Consider the following 14,012-nt stretch of genomic DNA (forward strand, 5'->3'; position numbering starts at 1 on the left):
ATCATGATATAATTGGTTACTGTAGAACCACTTTAAGGAGATTTTAAAGGTACCACTTTTATATCGGAGGGATGAAAAATGTTATGGATACCTATTGATCGAGCATTAGATATTCCTTTAAATCGTCAAATCTATCAACAAATACGCGAAAAAATTTTACGTGGACACCTCCATGCAGGAGAAAAGCTAGCATCAACACGCGAGCTTTCAGTAGAATTGAAAGTATCAAGGAATGTCATTTTAGAAGCTTATGATCAGTTACTGGCCGAAGGGTTTTTAATTGCACGAAGAGGAGCCGGTACATTTGTTGCAGAGGGGGCGTTATTAACACAACAGACAAAGCCTTTTATTACAGATAAAGTAGGAGATTTGATAGCAGGGAAAGAAGTTATAAATTTTCGCTCGGGTATCCCTGCACTCAACTTGTTTCCTCGTAAAACATGGGCTAAGATAAGTCATCAACTTTGGCACGATAGTGAACCCTCCACTTTGGGATATGGGGTACCAGAGGGGCGCATAGAATTAAGGCAAACCCTTGCCTATTACCTATTAAAAACAAGAGGCGTTGAATGTCATCCAGAGCAAATTATCATTACATCTGGTGCTACACAAGCAATGATGCTTGTATCGAGATTGCTGTTATCACCTAATGATATAGCTATTATGGAAGATCCTATTACAAATGATATTCAAACCATCTTTAAGAACTCTGGTGCCACAATCTATCCAATACCGGTAGATGAATTGGGAATGAAAACGCCTCTATTACCCGACAATATGGACCCTAAACTAGTGTTTTTAACACCCTCTCACCAATTTCCATTAGGAAGTACATTACCAATTCAACGTAGAATTCAATTAATTGAGTATGCTAGAAAGAATCATTGCTTTTTAATTGAGGATGATTATGACAGTGAGTTTCGCTACGAAGGCCCACCTGTTAGCTCTTTGCAGGGCCTTGATCCAGAGCGTGTTCTCTACATCGGCTCTTTTAGTAAAATTCTCTCTCCGGCACTACGAATAGGATACATTGTCCTTCCAACACAGCTTATCGAAAAATGTCGCCAATTGAAATGGTTTACAGACTTACACACACCTTCCTTGGATCAACTTACCCTTTCTCGTTTTATCCAGGAGGGCTACATGGAAAGACATATCACAAAAATGAAAAAATTTTATAAAAGTCAACGTGATTTTCTTATACAATGCTTACAATTAACTTTTTCACATAAAGTAAAGATATTCGGCTACTCTACAGGTATGCATTTAATTGCAGAATTTGAGAAGATAGAATTTACGCAAAACTTATTACTGAAAATTGAACAATTTGGTGTAAAGGTTTACCCTGTAGAGGATCATACAATTAAAAAGGGAATTTATAATAACAGATTAATTATTGGCTATGGTCATTTACAAAAAAATGAAATTGAACTAGGCGTCACTAGACTATTTCAAGCCATCAATAATTAGGAGAATATCTATGTTAGCTTCTATTGAAAAACCATGAAATCGCCATGTCATATTTCAGTAGATGCCTTAGGATGATTCTCCCATGCCGCTGTAGATTATATTCATTTCAAAATAAAAAAGCTTAAGCTGAAATATCAGCTTAAGCAAAAACCGCCTTAACTTATTATGATAAGGTTCTCCGTAACCAGTCTAAGTGCGGTTTTAACTAGCAACCTACTTTACACGGAAACGGTCAACACTCTGTTTCAATTCATCCGCCAGCCCATAAAGCATAGCTGCAAAACTGGCTACCTCTTGCATGGCTGCAAGTTGTTCTTCTGATGAAGCGGCGATGTGAGCGGAATCGGCTGAAGAAGAATCTGCGATACCCTCCAGCACTGTTAGTGAAGCTGCAACTAACTCACTTCCTGATGACAGTTGTTCGGAAGCAGCAGAAACTTCGTCAATCTGATCGGACACTTTCTGAATCGACTCCACGATCGAACTAAATGTTTGCCCTGCCTTATTTGCAATGTGTGTACCTGCCTGGGCCTCTGTCATTGATTTATCCAAAGAAACCACTGTTTTACTCGTGTGATCGCTGATACCTTGGAGGATGTCAGTTATTTTCTCCGAAGAGGTTTTGGACCGTTCAGCGAGTATACGAATTTCTTGAGCCACAACGGCAAAACCTTTACCATGCTCACCTGCTCGCGATGCCTCAATCGATGCGTTAAGTGCAAGCAAATTGGTCTGATTAGCAATGCTACCTATTAATGTAACCATTTCACTAACTTGATCGCTTAATTTCTTCAGTCCATGGATTGCTTCGACCGATGTTTTCAAGTTTTGTTCAATTGTGCTCATTTGAGCAACTGTTGTTTCTATATCCTTCATTCCTGCATTTGCGCTATCTGCTGTAACCGAAGCCAATTCTGAGACGACGGAGGATGCATCTACGATTCTATGAATACCCATTCCCATTTCCTTCATTGATTGTTGACACTCATTAGTGTGACGAAGTTGTTCATCGAGCCCAACAGCAATGTTTTGAATGGCATCTGTGATTTCTTGTGTAGCTGTTTCGGTCTGGGCAGCGCTTTCTTGTAATTGTGAAGAAGATACAGCAACTTCATTCGAAGATTTTTGTATGTTATGGGTCAATACCCGAAGTCCGCTAATCATCTGATTAAATGAACTTGCAGCCTTACCAATCTCATTATCGTTCAGTACAGGAATTTCAACGGTTAAATCGCCTTTCGAAGCATGTTCAGACACTTCAGCTAAACGTGCAAGCGGGCGCAACATTTTACGAAGAATAAATACAACCAACCCGATTAACATAAGTACAAAAAAAATACCAACCGTGATATTCGTCCATAGAATCCGTTGAAGTTCCTTTTTAACAATCCCGTAATCGAAATCGACACCGAACAACGCAACTGGTTTCCCACTTTCGTCATTAATCGGCGCTAAATACGAGATGAAAGTTCCACCTTCATCAGTGTAAACATCAGTTAATGTGCTACCGTTTCTCATTGCATCTTCGTAATTTTTAAGAAATTCCGAATCTATTTCATATAACGTACCTAACTCTTCAGCATATTCACCTGGATCTCGACCATACTCTGAGTTATATAAGTATTCTTTACCATCCTTACTGATAATGTCCGGTGTTAATAAATAGACATCCACTACCATTTGATTAGATTTCATGGAGTTCAAACTATTGGGGAGTTCCTCGAATGGTTTTCCCTCCAATGGTTGATGCTCAAGAATTGCCTTCGTTGCTTCGGCAACAAGAGGTTCATTTTGTTGAGTTATAGATTTGAATACTTTTCCATATTCATCAAATTGGCGAAAGTACGCTCCACGTTGATCGCGTATGGACAGGGAAATCATTAATCCTATAACAATAATTATGAGGGCGGAGAGAAATAACGAGCTCGTCAATACTAAACTTCTAGATTTTTCTTTTTTAGAGAACTTAGTGTTCCTCCTGGTATTTAATAATTTTTTTCTTCCAATCAAGGGAAAACCCATTTTCATTACACCTTCTATTTTAGCTTTTATCTATAATAATACACATAGTTACGATTTAGATCCCTGCCTCATGCAAATATGTAATCCTTTTTATTGTGATGGAGGGCTTAATATTCATAGTAATACACTGTTTCAAATCAACCAGTTATACATAAATTATACAATTATAAAATATTTGGAGCAAAGTTTATTTTAGTTCCGCTTTATCCCCTGCTCATCAAAGTTAGCAGCAAAGGTATTGAGCTATATTATAAAATAATTTAAATTTTCTTAACTTGAATTTTAGCTGTCAGGGAAGAACCAGGGTTTTCATTACAATCGGATAAAATTTAATAATAATGGAGAATGTACTTTCATAATCTCTATGTGTCATAGCATCATACTTAGCAAAAGAAAATAAAAACAGCCCAACTAATCTCTTAGTTAGACTGTCATCTCACAGCTATTTTCAACTTTATTAATAATTAATCTTCAGTACTGTAGAATACCTCACTTACTTATGATATGGTTCTCCGTAACTGATGTAAGTGCGATTTTATACAAGTTTGATAGTTAATTCTATTAAATTTTCTTCATTACTTATTCTTGTCCCTCTACAAATTATTGCAACAGTAATTTGTCATCATTGATATCCAAGTGTTAAAAAAGTATTACTATTGAATTAACTCTATTTTAGAATAGATTTCTATTACTCGAAAAATCAATTAAGTAATCTTTGTTGATGCCCTATTTAATCAGCTTCAACGAGAAAACATTCTGCAAATTCTATATGATTTAAATTTTATTTCGCTAATAGTGAATATATATTGAAAACTAGGCTAATTACCTTAAAATTTTTAGGCAACGTACATACAATAATTTGATTGGATTAAAAAGGAGCGAATAAATGTCTATGAACAAACTTAAGTCGAGTAAGGGGCAGTTATGGTAAGCGTCGTTTCCTGTTTTCTATCCGATAATCAGGGGCTGCCACTTGAACCAAATTTACCTGGAAGCATCATTTATAAAGAATTAACTTCAGTAAATTCACGTTCTGAAAAATGTGTAGTTCTCCCAGATGGATCCCATGTCAAACTTCAACAAGTAAAGATTCTAATCAGTGGCTTTGTGACTATTGTATTGGATAACGGAACACAACATACAGAACCTTTTTCTGAAACAAAACTAATAGTGCTATGTGCACCTAATGACACACAAATTACCTGTTCATATACTGATTTTCATTGTTTCTCTCAAACCGTTTATTCTGATGACATCTTCCAAGGACTATTACTTTTTGTGGATTTTTGTTTATCGGTACAATCTTCATTTAACACTGTTATAAATATTACAACTCAATTTTGTAATCCAAGGGAAAATATATCAATTATCAAGACTATTCTTCCAGACCAATACCCTTTAATTTTACTTGATAAAGATCCAAAAACATCTACACCTCAACAAGATGAAAATCTATGTATAAAAGTCCCTAAAGTATATGATTGGGTTACCACACCAATTAAAATTCCACAGATTAATATCCCCTTTTCTTGTGTATACGAAGTAGCGCTCACTACTGGTCCTTGTAATGGGATTGCCGTAGGAGATTTTATTTGTAAACCTTGTACAGGTATGTGTGAAGAGACTTTAATTTGTAGTAATCAAAGTTGTACATTATTTTTAACTAGTATTTCTACCGACTGTATGTTTTGCCCTATAGGTGGAATTATTCTCTCATCAGACTTTGTTTGTACTACACCAAGTGGACGTGTACTTAATGTTAATTCAGGTAAGTACTATAACGACATTCAACCAGCGATTAATGACGCTGCAACTGATAATACTCTTATTGTTTTTCCAGGGACCTTTGTTGAAGCTACTCCTATTACTGTAAGTAAGCCGCTAACAATTACAGGTCTTTCCGCACTAAATACAGTTGTTGAGTTTCCAAATCCACCAGTAGAATCGAATCTGTATATAACTGCAGATAATGTAACTATTAAAAATCTTCATTTTATTAGCCCGACCATTACAGCTGCTGATGATGTATCGTTATTGAGAATAGAACATGCTCCTGGAAATGGTCTATATGATAATATTACGTTTGATAACGTAATTATTGAAGGAGGACCAAAGCGTCTCGCCATTATCAATGCTTCAAATATTTCCATTATAAATTCAACGTTTATTCATACAGGTACTCGTCACGCAATAGAATTAAGAAGCGGAACAGGCACGATGAATATCTCTGGCAACACTTTTTCAGGTGGACCCAATAGCCAAGACGCTATTATATTTCAAGTTGACACACCTACAGACACTTTTAGCGATGCCACTTATATTATCCAAAATAACAACATGACACGATTTTCTCATTTCGTATTATTTAACCTGGCAGCTAGCCAGAATATCTCTATAAATGTATCCCATAATACTGTTAACCAACTAGATCGACCTGGACCGACCATTACATTTATTCCTCCTACAGATCCCTATACTTTTTCAACAATTACACCTATTCTCATTGAAAATAATCAAATTACAAACCCAAATCCTCCTATCGATAATATAGACCCGTTTTCAGTATCAAGTAACCTATCCGTTTATGTAGACTACACCTACACACTTGGGTTGCCGACATCCATCCCAGCAAATGGCCAGATACAAGTCTATAACAACAGTTTTAATGTCGCCTTACCATGGGGATTGGTAGCACCTCTCCCATTTGTTTATGATGTCGTTTTTCCAAGTGATCCAGTTGGTTATAATACAACTTTTGCACCTGGAACCATATCATTAAGTGCTTTTGATCTTATGGGTAATGTCTCAACAGCTATTGTATGATAGATTCATTAATATAGGCCTTTCAATGAAGGAAAGATTGGTCCTCTTGTTGATATACACTTTCTTTTAAATAGTTTTCTCCGTTGAAAAACCGCACTTACTTATGATACGGTTCACCGCACTATATTAACTGGGGGTTTTAAGAAATATTAAAATATTGTTTTTCAATCTTATTTCTTTTTTCTCTAACTAAATGTATATATCCTGAAATCTTTGCTCCTATACTCATCATACCGTTTAACTTTCTTAGAATTAGCTCCGACTCTGATTTAAAAACCGATAAATGATTAGAATCTATCGTTGTTACACACTTTTGGGTATTAAACATTTCATATAACTCATTCGTGATAGAATTAATTTGTCCATAAATATCCCAATCTACTTCTGCAGATTTGACTTGTAAATTTTTATTATCAAAAAGTTCTTTTGTTTTAAGTAATTCAACTTGTATCTGAGTAAATTTTTCATATGTATATTCAGAGCCAATTTCACCCAAAATATTTTTTATTTGTTCATAATTTGGTTTTATCCCTTTCTTATAAAAATTATTATCTAATTTTTCATTTACCAATAGAGCATATTCATGAACATCTATGGTATTAATTTTTTCCTCAATATATTCTGCTAGAATATCTAACTCTTTATGTAAAGTTGTAAGATTTAATTCTATCTCCCATAAAATTTTAATTGTATTTAAATTTTTATTTTTCACTTCTTCTTCTTTTCGCGTTGTTTCTTGCTGATTAAACTGTACCTTATTAAATTGAAGAGTTAAAAATACACCAGCTAGTGTTAATAGACCTCCTATTATTGTTCCATAAAAACCTATCCAATTACCAATATCACCTTGAACATATCCAGGAAATATTTCTAATGACATTATGGTGTTTGTAAATATTGCCAACATAAAGATAGATATGATACCTAGAATAATTGCTAATATTACTTTCATTATCAAATACTTTATCTCCTTTGTACTAAATTAGACAATCTTCATTAGTATAGTATTTTATTAATAATTAAAAAGGATATATGAAAGATATACTCTCATACATCCTTTATAAATAATACTTTACACTACTGATTCAAAGATTGGATCCAATTTAATTAAATTTGTTTTTTCTATGCCCCTCTTATTCATTTGGTATTCTCTCAGGCGCCAATAATTCAATTTTTTCTAGTGTACTATCTACACCATATCCATAAAATCCCCAGCTACTTACATCACACAATTAATCACCTCTCATAAAAATTTGCAAACCACAGTATATAAAAAAAACAATTTACCGGAAAGTACATTTCCAATAAATTGTTTAAAACCGCACTTACTTATGATACGGTTCACCGTGATATAGCTAAGTGCGGTTAATTTTTATAAGACGAATTACAATACGGATGCGCTAATTGACCATTCTCAACTTCTCCAGTACCTCCGTCTTGCTTTCGAATCTTGTGATCAATTGTAATCGAATTCATATGTAAATATCCTTTACAAATTGCACATTTAGTAGCATTTTTAAGAGCCTCTACAATAAACACACTGGATTTCCTACCATCTGAAAATCTATCACTTAAGACTTCTTCTTTTGTCATAACTTCTTTAGAGAGATAGCTAAACTCTTTAGAATTCACTATATTTGTCATAGTTTCCTCAATACTATACCCATTAGAGAGATTCTCCACAATTTGAATATAATATTGCGTTATAAATTTATGTCCTTTTGTAGATTGTCTATATCTTCTAACAATACTCTGAACTAAATATTCATAATATATCATAATATCTTCGAAATTTTCTCTAATTTCAATAAATTTATTAAAGCTATTATTTTGATCTAAGTACTTTATAAAACCTAAAATAGCATAATATGATGCAATTTTATGCATACCTCTTAAATTATAAAAATAAACAACTGGATGTAATCCCAATGAAGATGGATGTATAGAATTTATTCGTCTCACTATTTTTCTACATTCTTTTAAATACCTAATTGTTATTTCTCCAGTTTCATCTTTGGATAATTCCTCATTTTCTTTCAATCCATTGGCAATGTTAATCGTTTCTAAAATCAATTGTTGTCCTTGATCAGATAGCAACGGTCCACCTATAGGTAAATTTAATGTTTTTATTGGCGTTTTATATTCGGGTAAAAAAAGAATTTCATTTATTTCTTTTGCAATCTTATATATCTCATCCTGAACATCTTTTGGAAATTTTGACCAATAATTATGTCCTTTTCCACTTCGAACTATTGCTCTAGCAGCTAAACCATTAGGTAAATTTCTAGATTTTATTAACTTTATTTCTGTTGGACTAATTGGTGTGCCTTGTTGATTTATTCTAAAGAAAGATTCTTCTGCGCTCGATGAATTCCCTTCAACCCATTGTAATTGTATAGCTAAAGAACCTAAATTTTTTGCTCGCTTGTTTTTTTCCTCATCTTCTATAGGATTTCTAGTAATACTTTTCAATTCCTGATAACTTCCTATATTCTCATTTATAAGCACTCTAGTTCTTTCAGCTGCTTTTAATTGTTCTTTAGGAATATCATTATCAAAAAATTCTCTAGATATTGATCCATCTCCATAATCATCATTTACCCAAGCTGCTAACGCACTTATTCTATGAGAGCCATCAATAGCGAAAATATGATTAGACATACTTTTCCATAAAATAACACTCGGGATTAGTTCTCCGTCTACAAAACTAAGGATAAGTTGATGAATTTTTTCAGGTGTCCATTCATTAGTTTCTCTTTGGAAATCTGGTTTTTTTATCGCTGAATACATAAAAGAATTATAATCTAAATCATTTACGGACATAGTTAAAACATTTCTTGTAACAGCAACTCCACTTTCATCTTTCAAATCAAAATCTTGTCTAGGTATTAGAGCATCTAAAACAACTTTAGTAACCATATTTACAACACCTCAATATTTTTTAGTTAATTAAACTTTTTACAATAAAGAACAAAATATAAAGTATAAACCAACTATAATTTATATAGAAAACTTAATCAAATATAATAAAACAAATGGTGCCTTCACAAAAGTACATACACATAATTGCAGGATAAATCTTCAAAACCGCACTTACTTATGGTACGGTTCTCCTTACCGTAGAAACTGGTGATTTATATTTCTAAAATCTATTTATATATTGTACAATAATTGGGAATAAGTTGAAATTAAGTAAATTAGTACGGACTATCTAGCACTATTAATACAGGGGTGAATTTTGAATGTATATTTTACATCCGCCATTTTTTAAAGAAGAATACGGATTAAGTTTTGGTGAGTCTTGGGAGATTTTTTGTTTAAAACTTTTAAAAATTCATTATAAATCCAATGAAATAGAAAAAAGAAACCCACCAGAAAGTGGTATTGATTTATTTTATCCAAAAGAAAAAATAGCATTTCAATGTAAAAGTATTGCAGATAATAATGGAAAATTTCATTACACTAATGCTAAAAAATCCTTGGAAGATGCATTGAAAATTCAAAAAGAACTAGGTTGGGAAAAATTTATTTTATGTATCAATGGTGAAATTAACGGTAATCAAATAAAAAAATTAAAAGAAATATACGAAAATATTGAGATATACAGTAAATATTTTTGGATTCATATTTGTGAAAATCATCCTGAAACTATTCAAAATAACTTTAAAAAAATTATAGATGTCCCATCTTCTTATCAAACTAATAAACTTAAACATATTTCTCGAATTCCTGAAGAAATAAAGAGTGTAATGAAAAATAAGGGTGATTGCTTTCCAATTTGGATTTACTTAAATCAAAAAGATCTATTGATTCCCGTTGATATATACTCAAATATGACGGTAGGTAATTTACAAAACATAATAAAGAACTTATTGGGTATTACTGAAAAGACTTTTATTCATACTTCAGAAGTCCAAGTAATTTGCGAACTATATTATCAAGGGAATTTTATTGAAGATAATAATATGCTATTAAAAAAACTTCATATCCAGCCATATGATATAGTTTCTCTAAATTTAAAAATCGAACTTCCTGATATTGGAATATCCTCACTAATGTTAGATGAAGTTGAAAATATAATATCTACATATTTATTAGAAAGAGAACGTTTTCTTTTAAATTCAATTAAATCATATATCGAAAGAGGTTATTGATGAACAAAATTGATAAGTTAATGCTTATATCAGGGGTTACAGACTTTGCATTTTATAACTACAAAACTTTCCCTGAAATAAATTGTTACAGTTACTATAAACAGTATGTTCAATGTATAAATAATATTGTTAGATATGAATCCTTCTCTCAATATAAATATCGAAAACTAAATTTCCAATTTATTAATCGTTTTGATGTCAATGGATGTGCATTTTTGAAAAATGGTGAAGATTATATATATATTAATGAAGGAGCTCTATTTAAAGTTTATAGTACTTTTAACGAATTAGTTATAAACGGGGCTTTTTCAGATTATACATATATAAAACAAATTGTAAATAGTCAAGTTTATTTAAATAATGAAGATATAACCGAACAACAATTTACTTTTAATATTCCTACTGATTTTAATGCAAAATTATTAGCCGAATATTTAAGTATGTTTGCAATGAAATTTATCGTTTTGCATGAATTAGGACATCATATAAATGGACATTTGTTATATTTAGAAAACCAATATGGAATTAATATTTTGGATACAAAATTAAACGACAAAAAAATACCTAATTTGTTAATAAAAACTCTTGAAATGGATGCGGATGCATTTGCTATTAGTCAATTAGTGAGAGAATTTAAAGATATCATCTTGAATGATAACGAACTTTCTGCATTACCCATGCCTAATGAAATTAAAATTGGGATTTTAATTTTTTCCTTACATATCTTATTTATTATATTAGAAGAGGAATCAAAATCTGAAAATAATTCTGATAAGTATATGCCAAGAAAAATGAGATATATGCATAACCTTTCATGTTTAACAACAAATTTAGAAATTCAATATCCTGAATTTCTAAATTCAATTGATTTTTTTTCTATAGCCTCTTATTACTTAAAAAAATCTGAAAGTTTATATCATAAGGTTTTTAATTTCGATAACAAACTAATTAATGAAATAGAAGAAATCATTGATGCGTATACAGATTTTAATGAAGTAAAAAATACTTGGAATTTAATTTATGATGATTTAAAAAAATTCGCTAGAATTCCCATATCATTTAAATACAATATGAAGAATTAAAAATTTATATCACTAGTTTAAGCGTCTCAAATCATAATTATAAAATACGGTATAATACTTTCATTATTTAAATACCGTAAATCGAATTGTTAATTATATAGCAAAGTGCCTAACTCTAATTAGAGCTGGCACTTTGCTATCCTTATCTGAAAACCTCCTCTATTTATGGTACGGTTCACCCTTCATAATTCTAAAGCTTCGATAAACCTGCTCTACGAGTACGAGCTTCATGAGCTGGTGGGGTAAGGTCATTTTGCCGAAGGATTGTTGCTCGTCGGCTCTTTTTAGGACGTCTTCGTGTAGGCCCAGAGAGCCGCCGATAACGAAGGCAATTTTGCTTTTGCCGTAGGTCATGAGAGATTCAAGATCAGCCGCCATTTGTTCAGAGGTTTTCATTTTGCCATTGATAGCGAGAGCAATTACATATGTGTCTGTACTTATTTTGGCTAGTATGCGTTCTCCCTCTTTTTTCTTCACGATTTCCATTTCTGCATCACTAAGTTGCTCGGGTGCTTTTTCGTCAGCTACCTCAATCAAATCTATTTTTGCATAGCCACCAAGTCGTTTTACGTACTCATCAATCCCCATTTTTAAGTACTTTTCTTTTAACTTACCGACTGATACAATCGTTATATTCACACGTTATCCACCTTTACAATTCATTTACAAACAAATTATCCACAAAAGTTATCAACATATCCACAAGTCGTTGCTATATATTGTGTAAAGTTATTTACTTGATACAATATATTCTGCTGGCTTTTCACAGTAGCTACACTTTGTGGATAACTTTTTATCCTCTTCGATTTTATCCATAATTGGGAACACTTTTTGCTCTGCTACAAACATGTCTAAAGCGTGTTCTATATGGCTTTCACAGCTGTAATTTTCCATTTTTTGATGTCTCCTTATTTTCCGAAATTTCCACAAACTTATTCACATTTCGGTCTATGTTATCCACAATCTATTGTATCAAAGGAATAGCATCTATGGAAGAAGCCCCTTTTTCTCACTGTTTATTGTATAAAATCAGTATTCGCAATTTTCTAGTTATCCACAATATTTTATTAAAATACTTCTTTATCTCCACAAAAAAGCAGTGGAGATTATTTTTCAATCCCCACTGCTATTCATCTTTTTTACAATGAATTACCGTTTGTTAATGTAAGTGATAGTTCTACTAATTTACCTTGTCGGTAAACTTTTAATGTTAATTGATCACCAATTTTTTTCTCATTATATAGGTGTTTACGCAAATCAATAGCTGTTTCAATTTTTTGACCATCCATTTCCACAATCACATCATATTGTTGGACACCTGCTTTTGAAGCTGCAGAGTTATTCATTACATCTGTGATTACAACACCTGTTGTTACCTCAGCAGGTAATTTTAATGTTTGTTGTTGATAGAAGGCTGGGACATCTGTTAAGTCAGCTAATGAAATTCCCATAGTTGGACGTTTCATTTCACCATTTTTCTCTAGCTCCTCAATAATTGGAATGGCTGAATTAATTGGAATAGAGAAACCTAGACCTTCTACAGAGGATTGTGCAATCTTCATGGAGTTAATTCCTATTAACTCCCCAGCTAAATTGACAAGTGCTCCTCCACTATTCCCTGGATTAATGGCTGCATCTGTTTGTAATACTTCTTGTTGCCAGTCTTCTGTGCCATCACCGTTTAAGTCTACTGGTACAGAACGATCCTTACCTGAAACAACGCCTGTTGTCACAGAGCCATAGAAGTCTAAGCCAAGTGGATTACCAATTGCTATAACAGTTTCCCCTTGCTTTAACACATCGGAGTTACCAAATGTCGCTACTGTTTTTACATTCTTTGAGCTAATTGAAATGACAGCAAGATCTGTCCAAACATCGTGGCCCACTAATTCTGCTTGCTCTTTTGTTCCATCAGGCATTGTGACCTCTAATTGTTTAGCTCCTTCAATTACGTGATTATTTGTTACAATAAAGGCTTTATTACCTTCAATTTTATAAACTACACCGGAACCGCTTCCCGCTTCTTTTGTTGTTGTCGATTGAGGGCTCCAAAATCCTCCACTTGTTACTTCTTGGATATTAGTAATACCGACAACGGCCGGAGAGGCTTTATCAACGGCTTTTGTAACATCTGTCGTCACCTCTGTGGCAACTTGGTTTATGGTTGTATCATTTTTCCCTGTATTACTTGATGTTGTACCAGGCATTTGGTTGACCAGACCCGGCATCATCAGCCATACAAGTAAGGCACCAATAATGACACCGACCAAGCCACTAAAGAAATAACCACCTTTTCCTCCGCCTCCACCTTTCTTTTTATGACGCTTGGCTTGCATTTCTTGCTCCTCACGCTCTAATCTTTCTTGAAGAGGTGATTTCGGGATTTCTTCATTTTTTAGGAAATCACTGTTTTTATCATCATCTTGAAAGTAACTCATGTTCCTCATCCTTTCCTATACTG

Annotated in this window: 10 protein-coding genes; 4 read left to right on the forward strand and 6 right to left on the reverse strand. The window is 32.9% G+C overall.

Translation table 11 applies throughout. The features are described from left to right. The first annotated feature begins 78 nt into the window (after positions 1 to 78). Positions 79 to 1,470: a PLP-dependent aminotransferase family protein gene (locus tag ACOZBY_RS16855; protein WP_422762562.1), complete on the forward strand. Its 1,392-nt coding sequence runs from the start codon at positions 79 to 81 to the stop codon at positions 1,468 to 1,470. A gap of 213 nt (positions 1,471 to 1,683) precedes the next feature. On the opposite strand, the gene ACOZBY_RS16860 is transcribed toward ACOZBY_RS16855, so the two are convergent. Next, positions 1,684 to 3,498, reverse strand: coding sequence for a methyl-accepting chemotaxis protein (locus ACOZBY_RS16860; protein ID WP_422762563.1), 1,815 nt, complete (start codon positions 3,496 to 3,498; stop codon positions 1,684 to 1,686). Between the two features lie 918 nt (positions 3,499 to 4,416). Here ACOZBY_RS16860 and ACOZBY_RS16865 point away from each other — a divergent pair. After that, positions 4,417 to 6,315, forward strand: coding sequence for a hypothetical protein (locus ACOZBY_RS16865; protein WP_422762564.1), 1,899 nt, complete (start codon positions 4,417 to 4,419; stop codon positions 6,313 to 6,315). Positions 6,316 to 6,454: 139 nt separating this feature from the next. Here the strand turns inward: ACOZBY_RS16865 and ACOZBY_RS16870 are convergent, their stop codons facing one another. Further along, complete coding sequence (locus ACOZBY_RS16870) at positions 6,455 to 7,273, reverse strand: hypothetical protein (RefSeq protein WP_036162480.1); 819 nt, start codon at positions 7,271 to 7,273, stop codon at positions 6,455 to 6,457. 407 nt (positions 7,274 to 7,680) lie between these two features. Beyond that, positions 7,681 to 9,234 (reverse strand): HNH endonuclease family protein, encoded by a 1,554-nt coding sequence (locus ACOZBY_RS16875; protein ID WP_422762565.1) that lies wholly within the window; start codon positions 9,232 to 9,234, stop codon positions 7,681 to 7,683. Positions 9,235 to 9,557: 323 nt separating this feature from the next. Here ACOZBY_RS16875 and ACOZBY_RS16880 point away from each other — a divergent pair, with 323 nt between their 5' ends. Continuing rightward, positions 9,558 to 10,469, forward strand: coding sequence for a hypothetical protein (locus ACOZBY_RS16880; protein WP_422762566.1), 912 nt, complete (start codon positions 9,558 to 9,560; stop codon positions 10,467 to 10,469). Beyond that, on the forward strand, positions 10,469 to 11,551 hold the full coding sequence (locus ACOZBY_RS16885) for a hypothetical protein (protein ID WP_422762567.1): 1,083 nt from the start codon (positions 10,469 to 10,471) through the stop codon (positions 11,549 to 11,551). Before ACOZBY_RS16880 ends, ACOZBY_RS16885 begins: the two co-directional genes overlap by 1 nt. A 159-nt stretch (positions 11,552 to 11,710) precedes the next feature. Here ACOZBY_RS16885 and rlmH read toward each other — a convergent pair whose 3' ends face one another. The 3 genes from rlmH to ACOZBY_RS16900 all read right to left on the reverse strand — a co-directional run bounded on the left by rlmH (position 11,711) and on the right by ACOZBY_RS16900 (position 13,989). Then, positions 11,711 to 12,190 carry a 23S rRNA (pseudouridine(1915)-N(3))-methyltransferase RlmH gene (rlmH, locus tag ACOZBY_RS16890; protein WP_012296196.1) on the reverse strand — a complete coding sequence of 160 codons (480 nt, stop codon included), beginning with the start codon at positions 12,188 to 12,190 and terminating at the stop codon, positions 11,711 to 11,713. Positions 12,191 to 12,280: 90 nt separating this feature from the next. Next, a complete protein-coding gene (locus ACOZBY_RS16895) occupies positions 12,281 to 12,445 on the reverse strand; it encodes a CxxH/CxxC protein (RefSeq protein WP_036162488.1) in 165 nt (54 codons plus the stop codon). Positions 12,446 to 12,690: 245 nt separating this feature from the next. Continuing rightward, positions 12,691 to 13,989 carry a S1C family serine protease gene (locus ACOZBY_RS16900; RefSeq protein WP_036163673.1) on the reverse strand — a complete coding sequence of 433 codons (1,299 nt, stop codon included), beginning with the start codon at positions 13,987 to 13,989 and terminating at the stop codon, positions 12,691 to 12,693. Positions 13,990 to 14,012 lie beyond the last annotated feature (23 nt).

The sequence above is a fragment of the Lysinibacillus sp. NPDC056220 genome (assembly GCF_049315265.1).
Lineage (GTDB): Bacteria > Bacillota > Bacilli > Bacillales_A > Planococcaceae > Lysinibacillus > Lysinibacillus pinottii.